The 19,566-nt window shown below is 63.5% G+C and carries 17 protein-coding genes; 11 read left to right on the top strand and 6 right to left on the bottom strand.

Going from position 1 to position 19,566, the window contains the following annotated elements; genetic code table 11:
* Positions 1 to 168: 168 nt before the first annotated feature.
* The gene (locus QM732_RS22860) at positions 169 to 891 is read left to right on the top strand and encodes a Tn7 transposase TnsA N-terminal domain-containing protein (protein ID WP_415658382.1); all 723 of its coding nucleotides are present in this window, start codon (positions 169 to 171) and stop codon (positions 889 to 891) included.
* Positions 854 to 2,596 carry a Mu transposase C-terminal domain-containing protein gene (locus tag QM732_RS22855; RefSeq protein WP_415658381.1) on the top strand — a complete coding sequence of 581 codons (1,743 nt, stop codon included), beginning with the start codon at positions 854 to 856 and terminating at the stop codon, positions 2,594 to 2,596. Before QM732_RS22860 ends, QM732_RS22855 begins: the two co-directional genes overlap by 38 nt.
* Here the strand turns inward: QM732_RS22855 and QM732_RS22850 are convergent.
* A protein-coding gene (locus QM732_RS22850; protein WP_415654614.1) for an IS5 family transposase occupies positions 2,556 to 3,319 on the bottom strand; the annotation gives its coding sequence in 2 pieces (ribosomal slippage) (positions 2,556 to 3,004 and positions 3,004 to 3,319; 765 coding nt in all). The genes QM732_RS22855 and QM732_RS22850 overlap by 41 nt on opposite strands.
* Before the next feature lie 383 nt (positions 3,320 to 3,702).
* Here QM732_RS22850 and QM732_RS22845 point away from each other — a divergent pair.
* Complete coding sequence (locus QM732_RS22845; RefSeq protein ID WP_415658380.1) at positions 3,703 to 4,239, top strand: TniB family NTP-binding protein; 537 nt, start codon at positions 3,703 to 3,705, stop codon at positions 4,237 to 4,239.
* Here QM732_RS22845 and istB (QM732_RS22840) read toward each other — a convergent pair whose 3' ends face one another.
* Both istB (QM732_RS22840) and istA (QM732_RS22835) read right to left on the bottom strand, forming a co-directional pair.
* Positions 4,240 to 5,028, bottom strand: a complete 789-nt coding sequence (gene istB, locus QM732_RS22840) for an IS21-like element helper ATPase IstB (RefSeq protein WP_415654705.1) — start codon at positions 5,026 to 5,028, stop codon at positions 4,240 to 4,242.
* Positions 5,025 to 6,518, bottom strand: coding sequence for an IS21 family transposase (istA, locus tag QM732_RS22835; protein ID WP_415654706.1), 1,494 nt, complete (start codon positions 6,516 to 6,518; stop codon positions 5,025 to 5,027). The genes istB (QM732_RS22840) and istA (QM732_RS22835) overlap by 4 nt, the downstream gene beginning before the upstream one ends.
* Before the next feature lie 87 nt (positions 6,519 to 6,605).
* On the opposite strand from istA (QM732_RS22835), the gene QM732_RS22830 reads away from it, so the two are divergent.
* The 3 genes from QM732_RS22830 (at position 6,606) to QM732_RS22820 (ending at position 9,584) form a co-directional block, all read left to right on the top strand.
* Positions 6,606 to 7,172: a hypothetical protein gene (locus QM732_RS22830; RefSeq protein WP_415658379.1), complete on the top strand. Its 567-nt coding sequence runs from the start codon at positions 6,606 to 6,608 to the stop codon at positions 7,170 to 7,172.
* Positions 7,169 to 9,019 (top strand): TniQ family protein, encoded by a 1,851-nt coding sequence (locus QM732_RS22825; RefSeq protein ID WP_415658378.1) that lies wholly within the window; start codon positions 7,169 to 7,171, stop codon positions 9,017 to 9,019. The genes QM732_RS22830 and QM732_RS22825 overlap by 4 nt, the downstream gene beginning before the upstream one ends.
* Positions 9,020 to 9,206: 187 nt before the next feature.
* The gene (locus tag QM732_RS22820; RefSeq protein WP_415658377.1) at positions 9,207 to 9,584 is read left to right on the top strand and encodes a hypothetical protein; all 378 of its coding nucleotides are present in this window, start codon (positions 9,207 to 9,209) and stop codon (positions 9,582 to 9,584) included.
* 34 nt (positions 9,585 to 9,618) lie between these two features.
* Here the strand turns inward: QM732_RS22820 and QM732_RS22815 are convergent, their stop codons facing one another.
* Positions 9,619 to 10,695, bottom strand: a complete 1,077-nt coding sequence (locus tag QM732_RS22815) for a hypothetical protein (protein ID WP_415658376.1) — start codon at positions 10,693 to 10,695, stop codon at positions 9,619 to 9,621.
* A 75-nt stretch (positions 10,696 to 10,770) separates the two neighbouring features.
* Here QM732_RS22815 and QM732_RS22810 point away from each other — a divergent pair, with 75 nt between their 5' ends.
* The 3 genes from QM732_RS22810 (at position 10,771) to dgt (ending at position 14,370) form a co-directional block, all read left to right on the top strand.
* A complete protein-coding gene (locus tag QM732_RS22810) occupies positions 10,771 to 11,427 on the top strand; it encodes a hypothetical protein (RefSeq protein ID WP_415658375.1) in 657 nt (218 codons plus the stop codon).
* Positions 11,424 to 12,539: a helix-turn-helix domain-containing protein gene (locus QM732_RS22805; protein ID WP_415658374.1), complete on the top strand. Its 1,116-nt coding sequence runs from the start codon at positions 11,424 to 11,426 to the stop codon at positions 12,537 to 12,539. Before QM732_RS22810 ends, QM732_RS22805 begins: the two co-directional genes overlap by 4 nt.
* Positions 12,540 to 12,927: 388 nt before the next feature.
* Complete coding sequence (gene dgt / locus QM732_RS22800) at positions 12,928 to 14,370, top strand: dGTP triphosphohydrolase (protein ID WP_415658373.1); 1,443 nt, start codon at positions 12,928 to 12,930, stop codon at positions 14,368 to 14,370.
* A gap of 524 nt (positions 14,371 to 14,894) precedes the next feature.
* On the opposite strand, the gene istB (QM732_RS22795) is transcribed toward dgt, so the two are convergent.
* Both istB (QM732_RS22795) and istA (QM732_RS22790) read right to left on the bottom strand, forming a co-directional pair.
* Complete coding sequence (gene istB / locus QM732_RS22795) at positions 14,895 to 15,683, bottom strand: IS21-like element helper ATPase IstB (protein ID WP_415658372.1); 789 nt, start codon at positions 15,681 to 15,683, stop codon at positions 14,895 to 14,897.
* Positions 15,680 to 17,173, bottom strand: a complete 1,494-nt coding sequence (gene istA, locus QM732_RS22790) for an IS21 family transposase (RefSeq protein ID WP_415658371.1) — start codon at positions 17,171 to 17,173, stop codon at positions 15,680 to 15,682. The genes istB (QM732_RS22795) and istA (QM732_RS22790) overlap by 4 nt, the downstream gene beginning before the upstream one ends.
* Before the next feature lie 178 nt (positions 17,174 to 17,351).
* Between istA (QM732_RS22790) and QM732_RS22785 the strand changes: the two genes are divergently transcribed.
* Together QM732_RS22785 and QM732_RS22780 are read left to right on the top strand one after the other, a co-directional pair.
* Positions 17,352 to 18,095, top strand: a complete 744-nt coding sequence (locus tag QM732_RS22785) for a hypothetical protein (protein WP_415658370.1) — start codon at positions 17,352 to 17,354, stop codon at positions 18,093 to 18,095.
* Positions 18,096 to 18,588: 493 nt separating this feature from the next.
* On the top strand, positions 18,589 to 19,416 hold the full coding sequence (locus QM732_RS22780) for a restriction endonuclease (protein ID WP_415658369.1): 828 nt from the start codon (positions 18,589 to 18,591) through the stop codon (positions 19,414 to 19,416).
* The last annotated feature ends 150 nt before the right edge of the window (positions 19,417 to 19,566 follow it).

Raw genomic sequence — 19,566 nt, 5'->3', positions numbered from 1 at the left:
ACGCCAGTATCCAGAGCCGCTTCCCCAGCGTCAAGGCTTCCTCCCCATCGCCACTCTCGCGAATCGTCGGTTTATGACCGTGCGAGGGCGTACTGTCGCCCGCTTGCGAGGCAATCCAGCTGATTGACCCCATCGCAGCCGCAGCGCGGTCGATGGAAGGGGAAACCTATGCCTACGCATTTCTGGCGTGGTCAGTGGCAAGGCCGTCATCCGGCAGGCCAGCCGCATCAACGCGCCCGCGAAATCGTGCGTCCCACCGGCGGCATCCTTCGCGGCTTCGTGCCCAGCCGCAAGAACGGCCGCCTGGTGCACCACGAAGGCCTGCTGGAGCGTGATGCAATCACGCTGTTCGAGGCGCACCACGGCGTCGCGCAATACCGCGAGCAGCCCATCACTCTGCAGTACCCCGATGGGCCGCGGCTGCGTCGCTACACGCCGGACTTCGAGGTCATCCTCGATACCGGTGAGGCTCTCCTGGTCGAGATCAAGCCCGACCGCAGCCTGCAGGACCCGGAGGTGCGCCACAAGCTGCAGCGCATTTCGGAACACCTGACCCGGATGGGCAAGCCCTTCGTGGTGCTGAGCAGTTCCGTGATTCGACGCGAGCCGCGGCTCTCCAACCTGCGGCAGATCCTCCAGCAAGCCCCGCGCGTCATGCCAACCCGCATGGCGGCCGAAATCGCGTTGCGTCCGCAGCGTCAGCGCTTTCCCATGGCCTTGGCCGAGGCGCGGAAGGTCTTCGCCGGAGCTGGCGCCAGCCCTGCCGCCCTGCTGCTGATGGGCTTCCTCACCTGCGAGCTAGACGAGCCCCTGACGCCAGCGACCCTTCTTCAACTCAACTCGGAGACCGACCATGAATGGTTTCGCCTTTCGCAAGCACATGGTCTTTGACTGGTCGGGCGCTCGGTACCGAATGGAGCGGCTGCAGCCCAACGGAGAGATCTTGGTCGAGCGGGTGGCCGACGGGCACCTATCCATCGTGACCAAAGACCAGTTGCTCAAAGAGTTCGCGGCCGGCGCGATCCAAGCCGCCGAGCCCGGTGATGCTGTGTCCGATGGACCGATGCCGGGCAATGTCTACGCCCGTCCGCTCGTCGACCTGACGCCACTGCAGCGCAGCCAGACGGAGCGCAAGCGCGCATATCTCCGCGGCGTCCTCGAACATGGCAAGCCTCGCTTCACGGCCAGCTATCTGCAGCCGATTTTGGTCGACGTAGCTGGCCGAATCGGTGACGCATCGCCGCCGTCGACAGTCACGTTTTGGCGCTGGTACAGGCGCTACCTGAGGAATCAGGACGAGCGCTCCCTGATCCCGCGGCACGACCTGCGTGGGCGAAGGGGCAGCCGTCAATCGGAGCGGGTCCTTGAATTGGCTCAGGAGGCGATCACCGAGGCCTATCAGCTCTCGCCGAGAACGACCATGACCGTCATCGAGACCTTGCTGCGGCGCAAGGTCGACCAGGCCAATCTCAATCCGCTGAACCCAGGGCTTATTTGCATGCCGTCACGCCGTACGCTGTACCGCTTGATGGCCAGCGTCGAGGCCTATACCTCGGTTGCGCTGAAGGACGGGCAGACTGCGGCGGACCGGAAGTTTCGGATCTTGAGAGGCGGCGTTCAAACCACCCGCATCCTGGAGCGCGTAGAGATCGACCACACGCCGCTTGATCTGTTCCTCGTCGACGACCGAACCGGGCTGCCCTGCGGTCGGCCGACGCTGACGATGTGCCTGGATCACTTCAGCAAGATGCCCTTGGGCTATCACCTCAGTTTCAGCGCGCCCTCGTTGGCCGCGGTCATTGGCGCCTTGCGACATGCCATTCTTCCCAAGGAAACCATGGCCGGCGGGAATGGCAGGGCCGAAGGCTTGGCTACCGCCCATAGCTGGCCCTGCTATGGCGTGCCACAGGTCGTCGTCGTCGACAACGGCCTGGAGTTTCATTCGCAGGCACTTCAGAGCCAGATGATGGACCTCGGCCCGGAGTTGCTGTTCTGCCCGAAGTACCAGCCTTGGTACAAGGGCTCGATAGAACGCTTCCTCGGCAGCATCTCGCGCAGGTTCCTCCACGTCATGCCAGGAACCAGCCTGGCCCGCTGGCACGAGCGTGGTGACTACGACCCGCTGAAGCATGCAGTGCTGACGCTGGGGGAGTTCACGCAGCTCTTCGAGAAATGGCTGCTCGACGACTACGCACAGACGGTCCATCGCTCGACGCAGCAAACGCCGTGGGCGCGGTGGCACGAGGGGCTCCGGGTCGTTGAGCCGACCTTGCCCCGCAGCAGGCAGGCGCTCTCGCAGCGCATCGGCGACGTGACCGAACGCTCGTTGCGCCAAGATGGGCTGGTCATCGAAGGCATCCGCTACAGCGGCCCCGAACTGGGGGCGATGCTCAGGACCCATGGCGCCGGCGTGCGGGTTCGCGTGGTCTTCGACCCGGAGGACATGGGCGAGATTCAGGTCTGGGCACCGGACGCCCAAGATCCAATCACTGTGCGTGCGTTGAACTGGGCCTATGCGAACGGGCTGACCCAGTACCAGCACCGACTAGGGCCTGTTAACACAAACGCAATCCGTCAGCGATCAGAGCGAAGCTGATGAAGGCGGTGAACATGATGTCGAGCTTCTCGAAGCGGGAGAAGATTCGGCGATAGCCCTTGAGGCGGCGGAACAGGCGCTCGACTTCATTGCGGCGCTTGTACATCTCGCGGTCGTACTCCCAGGGCTCGATGCGCGTGCTCAGGGGCGGCACGACAGGGATGAACCCCAGGTCGAGTGCGAGCTGCCGAGTTTCGTTGCCCTCGTAGGCGCGATCCATCAACAGATGCAAAGGCCGATTGGGCGCACCGAGCCGCTTCAGCAGAGCTCGCCCCTCGGGAGCATCGTGCGCCTGCCCTGGTGACAGCGAGAAGGTTATGGCCGTGCGCGCGTCCGCCGCGACGAGATGGATTTTGGTGTTCCACCCACCACGGGATTTGCCGATAGCTTGCGGACCGTTTTTTTTGGCGCGCCGGTGCCATCGGGGTGCACCTTGACGCTGGTGCTGTCCAGCGACACCGCTTCAATCTTGATCTGCACGATCTGCGCCTGCTGCAATTGCTCGAAGGTCCGGTCCAAAACGCCCGACTTTGCCCAGCGGCTCATGCGCGTGTAGATCGTATGCCAGTTGCCGAAGCGCTTGGGCAAGCCGCGCCATTTGCAGCCGTGCTCAGCAACGTAAAGGATGGCATTCAACACCTGCAGATTCGACAGGCTGACGTTGCCGCGTTGCAGCGGCAAGCAGTGCTCGATCTGCGCGAATTGGGCTGCTGTGATCTCCATGCACTCACTGTCGCAGCCCAATTGCTTTGGTGCAATTAGTGTTAACAGGCCCTAGTGCGCAGATTGCTCCAGGAGAAGGGAGCACCACAGACGGATGCCAAGGCTCTGCAACAAGCGCGTTCCGAGTTGATCGGCATGGTCCAAGAGCTGATGGGCAGCCGCAAGCTGCGCGACCGCAAACGCTCTGCACGCATTCTTGGCCAAACGAGCTCAAAGCCCGATGTCCAGCCAAATCCCGGTGCCGATAGGCCTCCGCCGCCGGCACGCCCCAAATCCGCAAAGCGCAGTCAGCACCCGCAGCCGCTGGAGGTGGCCCTCAACCGATCGCCGGTTGCGGCGCCCGGTGATAACGACCGGCCAGCTCCTAAGTTCCGTCTGGCGCGTTGGGACGACCCACCATTTCCTGGAGGTCGGCGATGAGCTTGAACTTCCATGAGGCTGTCCAGCAACTGCAGCAGACCTGTCTGATGTTCCCTGCCTTTGAGGCGGCATACCAGCGGATGGAAGCGAACCTGCGCTTGTTCCGGCGTACGGGCGTCGCCCAGAACCTACTGGTTCTGGGTGAGAGCGGAACGGGGAAGACGACCTTGGCACGCTGGTTCGCCCGGCGCTACCCCAAGCAGCAGTTGCTGGAGCGGGACGTGCTGCCGGTGCTGTATGTGAGCGTGCCTGCCGCGGCCACCATTGCTGGAACGGTAGAGGCCATCCTCACACAGCTCGGTGACATCGAGCCTGAGCGCGGGACGATTTCTGTCAAGACAGCACGGGCGGCCCGGTTGGCCAAGGCGTGCGCAGTCGAGATGCTGGTATTCGACGAGGCTCAACACATCCACGACCGAGGCAGGGCCCAAAGCCTGCCCGGCGTCAACTATCCTGAGCTGCCAGCGTCAACTATCTTGAGCGGTGCGGATGGGTGTTGATCACGGTGTTGGAGGTGCGCTGCGTTGCCGGCGCGCCGGCAACGCAGCGCGGCGTCGGTAGCTGTCCACGTTCATCTCCAGGATGGTCGAGTGATGCACCAGGCGGTCGACCGCAGCCACCGTCATGGCTTTGTCCGGGAAGACCTCATCCCACGCCGAGAACGGTGCGTTGGCCGTGATGGCCAGGCTCTTGCGCTCGTACCGCTCGGCGATCAGCTCGAACAGCACCGAGGTCTCGGCCTGGTCGCGCCGTGCATAGCTGAGGTCGTCCAAGATGATCAAGTCGAACCGGTCGAGCTTGGACAACTCCGCCGGCAGGCGCAGGTCGCGCCGGGCTGCCTGCAGGCGCTGCACCAGCTCGCTGGTGCGCACGAACAGCACCTTCAGCCCACGGTCGATCAGCGCGTGGCCGATGGCCGCCACGAGATGCGTCTTGCCGGTGCCCGGCGGGCCGAAGGCCAGCAAGTTGTGGCCCTGCGCAATCCAGCTGTCGGCCTCGGCCAGCGCCATCACATGGGCCTTGGAGACGGCCGGCACCGCAGCGAAGTCGAAGTCGGCCAGGCTCTTGCCCGGCGGCAGCTGGCTGTCGACCCGTGCACGGGCCAGGCGCCGCGTCTCGCGCTCGGCCATCTCATGGCCCAGCAGCGTGTGCAGCAGCCGCTCGGCCGGCCAGCCCTCGCGGTTGGACTGCGCGGCCACATCGGCCCACAAGCGCTTGATGGTCGGCAGGCGCAGCTCGGTGAGCATCAGTGGCACCGCTGCCCCCGATGCATTGGTGTCGGCACTCATGCGGCCTCCAGCAGTTCGTCGTAGACCGCCGCTGACGGCAGCACCACGACCACCTGAGGCATCGCAGCCGGTCGTGGCGCGAACCTGTCCCTGAGCACATCGATGTCGGGGAGCTCGGCGCCATCCAGCAAGCGAGCGAGTTCGATGGCCAGCTCTGCCACCACGTTGGCTCGGTCGGCCAGGTCCAGCAGGTCCACCATCAAGCGGCAGGCCGCCCGCTCGGGCAACGCCTGGCTAATGTGCTCCCAGGCCAGGGCGTACTCGCTGCGCGGGAACATCGCATCGCGCAACACCCAACGCGCGAAGGCGCCGGGCTTGCGCTTCAAGTTGGGCAGCATGTGACGCCAGTCAATGCGCTTGGGGTGGCGATCGGCCGTGCTGGCATGCAGCCGCTCGCACTCGAAGACCTTCACTCCGCCCAGCCAGGCGTCCAGATAGGTGCTGTGCAGCCTCACCTTCAACCGTTGACCGGCCAGACGCGAAGGCACGCTGTAGAGCACGCCCTTGGCGCTGAACACGCCGAACTTGCTAACGCGCGCATCCATCTCCTCGAAGTCGGACGTGCGCCGAGTCGGCAGCGGTTGAAGGCTGGTGCGCTCGACTTCCCATGCGCGCGCGCAGCGCGCGTTGAGCCGGCGCACGGTCTCCGCCACGAACTGCTCATAGGCCGGCAGGTCATCGAACTCGCGGCTGCCACGCAGCAGCAGAGCCTGGTCCAGTCCGCGCTTGAGGCTGCCTTGGCGCGCTTCAATGGAGCCGTTCTCGTGGCTCACGCCGGTGTTATTGCGCGTGGGCCGCATGCCATAGTGCTTGCACAGGGCCTGGTAACGCCGCGTCAGCTCTTCGCGCTCGGCCAGGTTGTTGAAGGCCGCCGACAGGCTGTCGGTGCGGTGTTCCTGCGGGACGCCACCGGCCATCCATAGCGCGTCTTGTAGCCCTGCAGCCAGGCTCTGGAAGCTCTCACCGCCCAGGACCACCCTCGCATGGCGCCAGCCGCTGTGGGCCAGCGCGAACTGGTACAGCCGGTGTGGGAAGGCCAGCCCCCCCAGACTGACGTCCAGATCGTCGGCCACAGTGAAGTCCGACAGCCCCAGCCGGCCCGGCGGATGCTCCTGCGCGAAGAACAACTCGCGCTCGCCGCCGTGCTCGGCGCGCCACTGGCTCACGCGCCGCTGCAGCGTGCGCAGCACTCCATCGGCGAACCGCTCGGGGTGGCGGCGCTGCAACTCCTCCAGCACGGTGACGGCCATCAACGACGGTGCGCCTTCCAGCATGGGCACCACCTCACTGGCCCACACCTCGGCCAGCGGGTCGGCGCGGGTGCGCCAGTGTCGCGGTGGGCGTTGTGATGGCAATGTCGTCGCCGATTCCAGCCGCCGCGCGCTGGCCACGCTGATGCCCGTCTTGGCTGCAGCAGCCTCCTGGCTGTGCTTGCCCCTCAGTTCCTTGTACTTGCTCACTTGCAGGTCCGTTATGCGTTTGCCGGGCACCGTGGCTGCCTCCCTCTGGAAGCCAACCACTGTAGGAACCCACCCGCAAAACGCTCCCCGGCGGCCTGCGTCAACCGCTCACGATAGTTGTCGCTGAGCGCTCAAGATAATTGTCCGCCGCCACAAAGCCAATACTTCGTCGGCGACTGGCTCAAGACCTTCATGGATGCTTTGGCGGTGCCGGTGACGATGCTCGGGCTGCCGCGCACCCAGGTGCTGCTCCAAGTGAACGAGCAGCTGCGCCGCCGTTTCGCACACCAGGTCTCGTTGTCGGTGACGAGCGGGAGTGCAGAGCTACGTTGCACGGAAAGCCAGGCGCTTTTCGTATCGCTGGCTGATGCGCTCCCGCTTCCGTTGGATCCACGGCCGTACGACTGGGCCGAACTGGGAGAGAGACTTCACTCGGCCACGCAGGGGCGCGTTGCCTACGTGAAGCAGCTGCTGGTCCACGCGTACTGCTGCGCCACCGATCGCGGCAGCGAATGCATGGCTGTCGAGGATCTGGAAAAAGCGTTCACCGAGTCGATTTGGCCGGCCGGAGTCGGCGCCCTCAACCCCTTCGACGGCCGCTTCGAATGGCGGCAACTTGATCGTGCAGGCGAACCATTCCAGGCCGGCGATCCAGGTGCACCTTCGGGTCGGAGGCGTTCATGAAGATCCTCCCAGTTCGACCCCAACCTATTCCGACGGAGTCTTTGATGGACTACATCGAGCGCTTGGCTGAGGCCAACGACTGGACGCCCGAGGGTCTCACCAACTACATCCAAAGCGGCGGACCTGACCATGCAGAAACTCTGTCCAAGCTGATCGGCGGTACGACATTGCCCAGGTTCAGCGGGCCACGTGTTGGTGGCCTAGACATTGAGGTGGAATGGTGGGGGATTCAGTCGACAGCGTGGTTGTGGAGCCAGCGGATCTGTCCAGCGTGCATGGAAATGCAAGGGTGGGTCCGGCTGTACTGGCGATTTCGACCTTTCACAGCATGCCCAGAACACGGCTGCGTGCTGATGATGATCTGCCCGGAATGTAAAAAGCTCATCAGCTATCGCTCAGCGTTGTTGGTGCGCTGCTCGTGCGGAGTGCGATTCAGTGGTGTGGCGTCGCGGGCGGAGCCCGGAGAGTTGCGAATCGCACGCGTCATAGCGGAAGGCCTCTCGCAGCCGTCAGAGATGCAACTTGGCGAGATCAGCGTTTCGCTGAGCACCGCGCAGTGGGTCAAGCTGTTTCAGTGTCTCGGTAGCCTGGTGCCCCTAACTTACCCGAAGGAACGGATGACCCTTGTGGAGACGATCGAGTTCAATATTGATCGGGTTCGCTTGCTGGGTGTGGTCAACCTGATGGACCGATGGCCAAATGCCTTCCTGCAGTATCTTGGGGGCTTGGCTGCGGATGCACCCTCTGGTGCGAGTTTGGACCAGATGTTCAAGCCGGCGCACGCCGTCGTGAACCAGCAGCTGAGCGCCCAAGAGTTCCAGTTCGTCCGAGACGCCTTCTACGAAGCACTGAAAGTCCATTTCCGGGGCAGCCTCAGCAAGCGACATCGCTCCCTGATGCCCGAGTTGGTCACGGGGCATCGCTTTCAAGCGTTGGCGAAGGTCTCGCGCCAAACCGGCGTCAGTCGGGTTGGCCTCAAGCGGATGGTCGAATGCGCTGCAGTGCCGGGTTATCGGTCTCGGCCTACGCCTGTTGCCGGCCGCGAGGTCATCACGATGGACCCGGCCGACGTCACGGCGCTGGTCGCATCAGCTTCGGACTACAAGTGCCTGAAGAGCGCAGCGGCCCTCTTGGGCCTGAAGCGATCACGGCTTCGCCAGCTCGTGTCGCTGGGCGTACTGACCGCTGAATCTCACCCCGAGTGGGACCGAACTTCGCATTGGTTCTTCGCGGGCAAGACCCTGGAGAACCTGGTCGAGCGCCTGCGCAGCAGAAGTCAGCAAGCGCCGCCGGCGAACGGCATCGAGTTCAAATCCATCCTGCGGTTCTGGCGACTTGCGCCGCTGGAGCTGAAAGCACTGATGGACGCGTTGCTCGCCGGCCCGGTGGCTCTTCATTTGCCGGAAGAGGCACGCATGTCGGCGATGTTGGTGGATAGGGAGCAGGCGCGCGCCTGGTTGAAGGCGTACCGGGCCGAGTCGGTGTCGTGGCTGACCCCAACGCGGGCAGCCCGAGTTCTCGGCCTGAAAGAGCAGGTCGTCTATGAACTGATTGAGCGGGACCTGCTCGGAGCGAAGCGAACGCGCGGTGGGCGAGGCTGGTTGAACCGTATCGACCCTGGCGAGTTGCAGGCTTTCCGTGAGACCTACGTATCGCTGGCGACTCTGGCCAAGGCGACCGGCAAGGCGCCGCGGGCGTTGCTCAAGGCGTTCCAGGTTGCTCCAGTGACCGGGCCAGCGGTCGACGGGGCGCGTCAATACTTCTTCCGCCGCACCGACCTTCACCGAGCTGGCTTGGAAGACCTCGAAAAGGTGTCTGCCGGAAGCTTGTCGGAGGTTGTTGTATGAGTTCCGTTCGAAGGGAGATCGGCTGCGCGCACGCAGTTGGCGCTTTGGATGTCCAATGCCCTCGCGGGCAAAGCTGCTTGGTTGCGGCAGGCCTTGGACGCTCGCGCGAGCCGGCAATTCGCAACAGTTCATCGCGTGAGGTCGGACCGCACGGGGCCACTGCCGACCTGACGCAATCGGAGGCCAGATGATTGGCTGGTGGATAGTGATTTCGACGCAGACCCCAGAAGAGCGCAGTCGCCATGCCGACAGCGAGCGGAGGGATCACATCCTGGCGACGTGGGAAGTTGGCCTGGGCGGGCTCGATTGGGTTGAACGCTTGGTGGCGAAGTCCGCTGCGCAAAAGGTTCGCAGCGATGGCTATCCCAACGTCTACGTGGCCTCGGCCGAGACGGTGATTCCGCTACTGGTCGACGGACCGCCAGCGCACGACGGGGCCATGGTTATTGGAGACGACTACGTGATGCCGCCGAAATGGATCGGCAAGGTCGAGATGCATCGCGATCGCATCGAGGCTTGCCCTACATCGCAAGCACTCACCATTGAGGCGTGGGACCTTTCCTGACAGCGATGCTCGCTCGCGAAGTTCGCCGGCACGGTCAGATAGCAGTCGCCAAGAAGGCAACTTCGGCAGTTTCCGCCGCACGACGAGCAACGGCTCTCAGGGCTTCCGGCTCCCTCGGGCGGTGGAGCGCTGGAACGTCCCGTAGTGTGGCGCGCTGCCAGAGTTCGACGGTCTTGTCCCAGTACGAATCAGTGGTGTGCTCCGGGTGCTTGGTTACGGCGGCGAAGGGCGTTGATCCACCTTGAATGTTGACTAGGTGGAAGTGCTCAGCGAACTTTGCCAGCTTGTCATCGGTCGTTGCGACCCAGCACTCATGGACGATGCCATCTTCCACCGTGCCATCGATGGTGTCGGCACTGGTCAGCAGGCTCAAGTCATTCGCGCCATTGAAGGAAACATGGAGTAGCTCGGCGGCGCTTCTGGGCAGTGCATCGTCCTTGCGCTTGACGAAGTTCCGTCGGAAGGCCTTTCTGATGCTGATCGTCTCCTTCGCGTCCGCCGGCGGATTGGCGAAGCAGAAGCGCGCAATCTGCACCTCCTTGGCGCTCAGTATTCCCACGTGCTCGATGACCAACTTCAGATACCGACCAAATCGCTCGACAGGGGTGAGGCCGGGCTCTCGGTCCACCAACTGGAGGTAGGTCAACGAAGCGAAGGGCACGGCGAGGGCGGCCTGCGCCACCTCATCGAGATCGAAGAATCCGTAGTCGCCAGCCTTCCCGGCGTACTGTGCATCCTTTGACTGAGGGTCGTCGTGGAACTCCGGCAAGTGGGCTGCGAAGAACACCTCATAGGCTTGGCGACAAGGGCCCGCGAGCCCTGGCGGCATCTCGCTGAAGCCCCATGCTGGGCACAGGTATGTGCTCTTCGGCGGGCCGCGCCGAAGGAACGTGATCAAGTTCTCCAGCCCGTACTGCTTCAACAGCGCCGGCTTGTTTCCGGCGGCGACGACGCGCTCCATGCTAATCAAGATGTTCGTGTCGAACAGCAGCGACGTTGCGACGCCTTGCGACCAGTTCTGCGCAACCCGTACCGGGTCCAGTTTTAGGCGCCCGCTGGTGGGGTGGCTGCTCTTGAGAAAGTGAGTCCGCTTCTTGGAGAGGTTCGACATTGTTCCCTGACTTCTGGTTTTTCTTCCTGAAGTATGGTAAAAAAACCGGAAGTCAGCAAGGCGTAGGAGTTCCCGATGCAGCAGCGTGTTTTGTTTCAGGCCGGTGATGTACAGAGCCGTTTGGCGGAGCTAGGGCTCGATGCTGACGCCCTGGCGCAGGTGATCAAGCGCGGCTATGTGGCATTCACGCTGTGCACGCCCAACGACCCGCCCCTGTACCCTGGCTTTGCAGCGTGGGCGCAGACGGTGCGTGCGCTGCGCGAGTACCTCGTTCCCGAGGGATGGGACCGGTGTGACGAGAACAACTATTCCCTCGTCATCAATCCAGCGGGCACCATGGCGATTGCCGTTGCGACTGGCGATGACGGCACCGGCCGGCTCGAGGCCATGCCGACGACCAAGTCGTCGAAGGGGCCAAGCACCGCTGAGGCTGTGATCGCCAACCAGGCGCAACTGACCTTCGATTTCTACGTGCCAGAGACGGCAGCTCCCGCGGACGGTGATGTAGCTCGCGATGAGCGCATCACCTGGATGCTGCTCGTGCACCGCGGCGTCGGTGAGGTCCGCAGTGAGCTGTCCTTGCCCATGTCCATGGGAGCCGACGGCCGCATTGAGAGCTGGCAGGAGCGCATCATTCTGGGCTCGATGCCGACCGATCCTACCGAGATCGACATCAATCCGCCCAGCCCCGTCATGCCGGATATCCAGATCGACGTGAAGCGTCGGGCATGAACGCGGATGGACTCTTCAATCCATCGCGTCTCACTCTTGCCAGGAAGCGCCGTGGATTGACGATGACCAAGCTTGCTGCGCAAGTTGGGCTGGAGCTGCGATCGATCTCTGCATACGAGAAGGGCGAATTCAAGCCGGAGGCAGAGCGACTGGCAGCTATTGCAGGCGTACTTCGGTTCCCCGAGGCCTTCTTCTTCGGCGACGACTTGGACGAGCCGACGCCTGACGTGGCGAGCTTTCGCTCGTTGTCGAAGATGACGGCAGGCCAGCGCGACACGGCTCTTGGTGCAGGCGCCATGGCTCTCCTGTTCAACGATTGGATGGAGGTGCGCTTCGATCTTCCTCAAGCTGAGTTGCCTGACCTCAGTCGCGAAGCGAGCCCGGAGGCGGCCGCGCAGGAGTTGCGGCGAGCGTGGGGCATCGGAGAGCTGCCGATCAAGAACATGATTCATCTTCTGGAGGCCAAGGGCGTCAGGGTGTTCTCCTTGGCGTTGGACGCCGCCGAGGTCGATGCGTTCTCGATGTGGCGCCAGTCCACGCCCTACGTGTTCCTGAACACCAAGAAGTCTGCCGAGCATGGTCGCTTTGATGCTGCACACGAGCTGGGCCATCTAGTGCTTCATCGCCACGGCTCACCGCAGGGACGCGCAGCTGAGCAGGAAGCCAATGCTTTCGCATCTGCGCTCCTCATGCCGCGGGCGAGCGTGCTTGCTCAAGCGCCTCGTATCCCAACGCTTGAACACCTCATCCGGCTGAAAAAGTTCTGGTCAGTCTCACTCGCTGCTCTGACCTACCGACTGCACGCAGTGGGAGCGATCAGCGACTGGCACTATCAGACGTTGTTCGTTGAACTGTCGTCTCGGGGGTATCGCAAGAAGGAGCCCGATGAGGGGCAACGCGAGACGTCGCAAGTACTGCAGAAGGTATTTGCAGCTCTGCGTGAGGAAGGCGTGTCGCGGGCGAGCATCGCTCGCGAGCTCTGTATCCCCGCGGAAGAGCTGGACCAGTTGGTGTTTGGCTTGGCGCTTACCGTCCTGAGCGGGTCTGCTGGCGCAGAGCCAGCTACGCGCGCGAAGGGCGCAAACCTCCGCGTCGTCCCATCGCAGGGTTGACGGTTGCACGATGGTTGACCCACGCACGGGACTTTGACACACCCCTTACCCCCGTGGGGCAACCCCAACGCCGTCCTCCACATACGTCTCGTATGATCACGGCCTTGATGCCATGAAGGAGTGACGATGACACAAGCGACGTTCAAGCGCGGTTCAGCGCCGGCGGACTCTGTGGCCTTCCAGTACCTCCGCGAGCAGGTTGCTCGTCAGATGGCGGGCGTACACAACGCTCTCGGATCAGGGGCTGCGCAGGGTACCCAGAGGACGCATCAGCCTCAAGGGGCCATCCCCCAGCGAGAAGCCAAGAGCACGACGTAGCGAACTCACTGGCTCCTGCCTGGGTAGACGCCGAGTAAAGTCGGTGTCCTACACAAGGGAGGAGCTGAAGGTGGAGAACCCGCTCTACGCTGGCTTAGATCAGCTTGCTCGTTGCTCAGGAAATCTGGGTGTCCGCGAGAATGAGGAGGGACGCGATCCCTTCCAGAAAGACTACGCCCGGCTGCTTCATGCCCCGGCCTTCCGGCGGCTGCAGGGTAAGACTCAGCTGTTCCCGGGAGCTGAATCGGACTTTTTCCGAAACAGGTTGACCCACTCGCTAGAGGTCGCCCAGATTGCGGCTGGTATCGCGGGTCGTCTCAACGTGAAGGCTTTGCCAGAGGTCTTTCCCGGCGCCGCCATCAACACGAAACTGGTCGAGTTTGCGGCTCTGGCACATGACCTCGGTCATCCACCGTTTGGTCACAACGGCGAGCATGCTCTTGACGCCTTGATGCGCGAGCACGGAGGCTTCGAGGGCAATGCGCAGACATTGAGAATCCTCGCAGCGGTCGAGCGCAAGTTGGTCCGGGACCCAAACGGAGCGACGGTCTCAACCCATGGTCTCGATCTGACGTACCGGTCCCTTGCAGCGGTCCTGAAGTACGACCGCTTGATTCCGGCGGTTAGGGGACAGGCGGACAAGCTTGCGAAGGGGTACTACCGAACAGAGGCCCGCCTCGTTGCCGAAATCAAGAAACGCGTAGCGCCTGGGCTCGCAGAGGGCGCGCCATTCAAGACGATCGAGTGCGCAATCATGGATATTGCGGACGACATCGCGTACTCGACATACGACCTTGAAGACAGCCTGCACGCGGGCTTCGTATCCCCACTCTCATTGGCCAATTCCTTGGCGAACGATGGCGCAGTTAGAGAAGAAGTGCTTCGTAAGACCAACAAGGCACTCAAGGAAGCGAGCCACGCCGAGGTCAAGTCGGTCAAAGAGCTGCTGGAAGTCATCGTTGATGTCTTTGGCATTGAGCTGCCGCCGACGGTGATCGAGGTCCTCGATAGAGCAGATAAGGCGTTTGTAGACGACGAGCCGCTCAAGGCCAATTTAGAGGGATGGCTGCGTGATCAGGCGCTGACAACGGACCCTCTGTTTCGCACACAGCTTACGGCTGAGCGGGTAGGCCGCTTGATTGGTGCGGTTGAACTGAAGCCGAACAAGGATTTTCCTCAGCTCTCAAGCGTCACCATGAACCGCGAGGCGATGCTGCAGGTCGAGGTCCTCAAGCATTTGAACTATGAACTTGTGATCCGGTCCCCGCGGCTCGCTGTTGTCGAGCACCGTGGGCGAGACGTTGTCACGAAGCTTTTCAATACGCTGCTTGAAAGCAAGGGGGCTCTACTGCCAAAGGACTGGCGGCTACGCTACAAAGAAGCAGCCGCGGTGGGCATTACGGAGGCCAGCCGCTTGGTCTGCGACTACGTGGCGTGCATGACTGACCGATACGCGGCGGAACTCCATGCCCGATTGTTCGGCGACGGCGCGTCGATTTTCAAGCCACTCTGAAGGCGTTCCCGATGGGTGACTGCCTCCTGCCTGGGAGCGCCAGCTCTTTGCAGCTTCCCTGTCACGAGATCCGGCCTTTTACACTTCCGGTGGCGCAACCCCGGAACCGCCGTGACACGAGACCTGAAAAAACCGCCCGCTGACGCTGCCCGGCATTTCACGTTCTCTGTCGTCTGACATGAGGCAGAGGACGCGCGTAGGGCGCCGCGGTGTTTGAGACCGGCGCCGAAGTTGTGCGATTGCCCTACGTTTCTCCGGCGCCCATGGCTAGCTCGCTGACCAAAGTAGGGCCGCTGACGCGCTAGTTGGCAATTTGTGGTTGGTCAGGGACGGTCTTTAGAGATCAATCCCCTTAGTCAGGGCGGGCATCAGCTCGGCAAACGCGTCAGACTTGATGCCCGCAAACTGCGCCGAAAGCGAGGCCCAGGTGACTCTGACTTACCCAACGAGCCGTGAGGCTGCCCGGCGTCAACTATTCTGAGCGGTCAGCGTCAACTATCTTGAGCGGTGCGGGTGGGTGTTGATCATGATGTTGGAGGTGCGCTGCGTTGCCGGCGGGCCGGCAACGCAGCGCGGCGTCGGTAGCTGTCCACGTTCATCTCCAGGATGGTCGAGTGATGCACCAGCCGGTCCACCGCGGCCACCGTCATGGCCTTGTCTGGGAAGACCTCATCCCACGCCGAGAACGGTGCGTTGGCGGTGATGGCCAGGCTCTTGCGCTCGTACCGCTCGGCGATCAGCTCGAACAGCACCGAGGTCTCCGCCTGGTCACGCCGGGCGTAGCTGAGGTCGTCCAGGACGATCAGATCGAACCGGTCGAGCTTGGCGAGTTCGGCCGGCAGGCGCAGGTCGCGCCGCGCCGCCTGAAGGCGCTGCACCAACTCGCTCGTGCGCACGAACAGCACCTTCAGCCCACGGTCGATCAGCGCGTGGCCGATGGCCGCTACGAGATGCGTCTTGCCGGTACCCGGCGGGCCGAAGGCCAGCAAGTTGTGGCCTTGCGCAATCCAGCTGTCGGCCTCTGCCAGCGCCATCACATGGGCCTTGGAGACGGCCGGCACTGCTGCGAAGTCGAAGTTTGCCAAGCTCTTGTCTGGCGGCAGTTGGCTGTCGGCCCGCGCCCTGGCCAGACGCCGCGTTTCGCGCTCAGCCATCTCATGGCCCAGCAGCGTGTGCAGCAGCCGCTCGGCCGGCCAGCCCTCGCGGTTGGACTGCGCGGCCACATCGGCCCACAAGCGCTTGATGGTCGGCAGGCGCAGCTCGGTGAGCATCAGCGGCACCGCCGCGCCCGATGCGCCGGTGTCGGCGTTCATGCGGCCTCCAGCAGTTCGTCGTACACCGCAGCCGTTGGCAGCACCACGACCACCTGGGGCATCACCGCAGGTCGCGGCGCGAACCTGTCCCTGAGCACATCGATATCTGGGAGCTCGGCGCAGTCCAGCACGCGACCCAGTTCGATGGCCAGCTCCGCCACCACATTGGCGCGATCAGCCAGGTCCAGCAGCTCCACCATCAGCCGGCAAGCCGCCCGCTCTGGCAGTGTCTGGCTGATGTACTCCCAGGCCCGGGCGTACTCGCTGCGCGGGAACATCGCATCGCGCAGCACCCACCGCGCGAAGGCGCCGGGCTTGCGCTTCAAGCTGGGCAGCATGTGGCGCCAGTCGATGCGCTTGGGATGCCGGTCGGCCGTGCTGGCATGCAGCCGCTCGCACTCGAAGACCTTCACCCCGCCCAGCCAAGCTTCCAGATGGGTGCTGTGCAGCCTCACCTTCAACCGTTGACCGGCCAGGCGCGAAGGCACGCTGTAGAGCACGCCCTTGGCGCTGAACACGCCGAACTTGCTGACGCGCGCATCCATCTCCTCGAAGTCGGACGTGCGCCGAGTCGGCAGCGGTTGAAGGCTGGTGCGCTCGACTTCCCATGCGCGCGCGCAGCGCGCGTTGAGCCGGCGCACGGTCTCCGCCACGAACTGCTCATAGGCCGGCAGGTCATCGAACTCGCGGCTGCCACGCAGCAGCAGAGCCTGGTCCAGTCCGCGCTTGAGGCTGCCTTGGCGCGCTTCAATGGAGCCGTTCTCGTGGCTCACGCCGGTGTTGTTGCGCGTGGGCCGCATGCCATAGTGCTTGCACAGGGCCTGGTAACGCCGCGTCAGTTCTTCGCGCTCGGCCAGGTTGTTGAAGGCCGCCGACAGGCTGTCGGTGCGGTGTTCCTGCGGGACGCCACCGGCCATCCATAGCGCGTCTTGCAGCCCAGCAGCCAGGCTCTGGAAGCTCTCGCCGCCCAGGACCACCCTCGCATGGCGCCAGCCGCTGTGGGCCAGCGCGAACTGGTACAGCCGGTGCGGGAAGGTGAGTCCGCCCAGGCTGATGTCCAGATCGTCGGCCACGGTGAAGTCCGACAGCCCCAGCCGGCCCGGCGGATGCTCCTGCGCGAAGAACAACTCGCGCTCGCCGCCGTGCTCGGCGCGCCACTGGCTCACGCGCCGCTGCAGCGTGCGCAGCACGCCATCAGCGAACCGCTCGGGGTGGCGGCGCTGCAATTCCTCCAGCACGGTGACGGCCATCAACGACGGCGCGCCTTCCAGCATGGGCACGACCTCGCTGGCCCACACCTCGGCCAGCGGATCGACGCGCGTGCGCCAGTGCCGCGGTGACCGCTGCGACGGCAATACCACCGCTGATTCCAGCCGCCGCGCGCTGGCCACGCTGATGCCCGTCTTGGCTGCAGCAGCCTCCTGGCTGTGCTTGCCCCTCAGTTCCTTGTACTTGCTCACTTGCAGGTCCGTTATGCGTTTGCCGGGCACCGTGGCTGCCTCCCTCTGGAAGCCAACCACTGTAGGAACCCACCCGCAAAACGCTCCCCGGCGGCCTGCGTCAACCGCTCACGATAGTTGTCGCTGAGCGCTCAAGATAATTGTCGGCCGCCATGAGGCCCTGCTGTACAGCCCCAACGGGGGCATTGATTTTTGCTCTCGTGTCCTCGTGGACTTCGTTGCCGAAGAGGGCGTAGAGGCACTTAAGCAAAGCCTCAGGAGCGTGAGCCAAGGCGGGCAATGTGTGCGCCAAGCCGTTGCTGCGGATTTGCTTCTTGGCGAACTCGTCCAGAAGCTGTTTCCGATTTTCCGCACAGCGGAGGCGTTGCTGAAGGCTGCGCGGCAAGAGTTGCGCGCGGCCGACGCCGCCTTTGGGAGCGCTAGCGCCGAGTTGGATGCCGCGCTGACAAGGTGGCAGCCTGGCGCAAACCAATTTCGGGACTGTCTGCGGGATCGCGGGAGACGGGCGCAGGAGCATGAGATTGCTGAGTTGAAGAAGTCCTGGCCCATCGCAAGGGCCGCGGAATTTCGCGCATCACTGGATCTGAGCTTCGCATGCTTGTCCGTCGATTCGTCCCAAAGCTACGGGCGGAGCCGTGAGTTTGTGCTTTCTATGGTCGAGCGGATACGTGTAGCAGCGGCTGATGACATGTTGGGCGGGGGCACCGAGGTTCTGGGAATGGCGACGTTCGAAGAGTTGTTTGAAGGGCTCAACCGTATTCAGGCTCAGATCGAAGCCGCACAAGAAGGTGTTGCGGCAGCAAGCACCAATCTGTCGAACGCGTGGCAGGCATACGGCGCGCGGCGCTCAGCGCTGACGAAGCAGCTGCAATATCTTTCGGAAGGCGCGAAGTGGGCTCTGTTCTGGCTGGTTTGTCCGGAGGACGCGGAGAAGGTAGACGCGCTGGCATGAGCAGCCGTTTGTAGCCAAGCTCTTCGAGATTCGTGGGCGCGGTCTTCGCGTCAGGCATGAGTCGCAGTGAGGCGCGAAGATCTTGATGACCAACGCGCCCGGGCCGTGAATCGGACCAGTTCGAATAAGCATGGCGCCGCGGGCGTTGGCACAGGCGCAGGTTGTTCATAGCGGCTAGCTCACCGTCGTGCCGCTGGCGTTCTCGAACTCCCGCGGGCGCGACGCGACAGCTTGCACCAGCGTTCGGAAAAACTGTGGATCGTTGAGCATCACCATGGGTAAGGCGGCGATGTTGCAATGGCTCGGGACGCGCTTGCCAAGTGTCGATAGTCGGCGCTACAGCGTCTGACGCCGTTTCGGCGCATTCAGCCTTGCCTCGGTGGTTGCCATACGGAGAATGCCTGCAATCTGCCGGTTATGCTGGCGCCAGCAAGAGTACAAATCAGCCCGAAGAGGCTAACGACTTGAGGCGTCGGCAGCAAGGGAGGACGACATGGCGAGACGACGTAATCGCAGCGTAGCCGAGGACATCATGGACCTCGTGGCGAAACTGCCGTGGTGGGCGGGAGTACTTCTGGCCGCAGGCTTCTATCTCGCGCTGCACGCGTATGTGTCGCGGCCGGTTCCGCAGGCGACACAGCCGGGCCAGCTGGGCGCGATGGCTGCTCAGGTGATGTGGCGGACATTGGCCTTCTATGGGCAATACCTGCTGCCCTTGCTGTGCCTCATCGGCGCAGCGGCTTCAGCAATCAAGAGGCGCAGCCGCGGTCAGCTTCTTCAACGAACCACGGCCAACCCGGCCGCCGACGCGGTCAACGGCATGAGCTGGCAGCAGTTTGAACAACTGGTGGGCGAAGGTTTTCGGCGGCAGGGCTATCAAGTTGGCGAGACCGGCCAGGCTGGGCCGGATGGTGGCGTGGACCTCGAGCTTCGCCGCGACGCCGAGCTGAACCTCGTGCAATGCAAGCAATGGCGCGCACAGCGAGTCGGTGTCACGGTCGTGCGGGAGCTGTACGGCGTCATGGCGGCTCGGGGTGCGGCGGGCGGTTTCATCGTCACGTCCGGCCGCTTCACTGACGAGGCCAGGCGGTTTGCAGATGGGCGAAGTGTCCAGCTGATCGATGGCGAGCGACTGAAGGGCTTGTTGGCCGGGGGAGGCGTGTCGCAGGCGGCATCAGCCCCTCCTCGCGGCGAGCCAGCGTGCCCGCAGTGCGGCAAAGGAATGGTGTTGCGCTCGGCAAAGCGCGGTGCACAAGCGGGCAACCAGTTCTGGGGGTGTTCTGCTTTTCCCAGTTGTCGAGGCACGCGTGCAATGCCTTGAAGTTGAACGTCCGTGGCGAAACAAGCCCCAAGTAGCCGTGGGAAACGACGGTGAACGCCGCCGCCCGTCGTCCGCCACGCGAAGATTGATAGCGCCGTCGAGGCGGGTGGGGTGTTCATGATTCTGATGGGCGACGAGGCGGATCAGTGA

It is taken from the genome of Roseateles sp. (assembly GCF_047654805.1).
Lineage (GTDB): Bacteria > Pseudomonadota > Gammaproteobacteria > Burkholderiales > Burkholderiaceae_C > Pelomonas.
This window is presented reverse-complemented; position numbering and strand designations above follow the sequence as displayed.

What these genes read in the sequence shown, in the direction of transcription:
- QM732_RS22815 (WP_415658376.1), bottom strand. Translation starts at nt 10,695, where the DNA reads ATGTCGAACCTCTCCAAGAAGCGGACTCACTTTCTCAAGAGCAGCCAC.
- istB (WP_415658372.1), bottom strand. Translation starts at nt 15,683, where the DNA reads ATGAACGCCGACACCGGCGCATCGGGCGCGGCGGTGCCGCTGATGCTC.
- QM732_RS22855 (WP_415658381.1), top strand. Translation starts at nt 854, where the DNA reads ATGAATGGTTTCGCCTTTCGCAAGCACATGGTCTTTGACTGGTCGGGC.
- QM732_RS22820 (WP_415658377.1), top strand. Translation starts at nt 9,207, where the DNA reads ATGATTGGCTGGTGGATAGTGATTTCGACGCAGACCCCAGAAGAGCGC.
- QM732_RS22805 (WP_415658374.1), top strand. Translation starts at nt 11,424, where the DNA reads ATGAACGCGGATGGACTCTTCAATCCATCGCGTCTCACTCTTGCCAGG.
- QM732_RS22860 (WP_415658382.1), top strand. Translation starts at nt 169, where the DNA reads ATGCCTACGCATTTCTGGCGTGGTCAGTGGCAAGGCCGTCATCCGGCA.
- istB (WP_415654705.1), bottom strand. Translation starts at nt 5,028, where the DNA reads ATGAGTGCCGACACCAATGCATCGGGGGCAGCGGTGCCACTGATGCTC.
- QM732_RS22825 (WP_415658378.1), top strand. Translation starts at nt 7,169, where the DNA reads ATGAAGATCCTCCCAGTTCGACCCCAACCTATTCCGACGGAGTCTTTG.
- QM732_RS22780 (WP_415658369.1), top strand. Translation starts at nt 18,589, where the DNA reads ATGGCGAGACGACGTAATCGCAGCGTAGCCGAGGACATCATGGACCTC.
- QM732_RS22810 (WP_415658375.1), top strand. Translation starts at nt 10,771, where the DNA reads ATGCAGCAGCGTGTTTTGTTTCAGGCCGGTGATGTACAGAGCCGTTTG.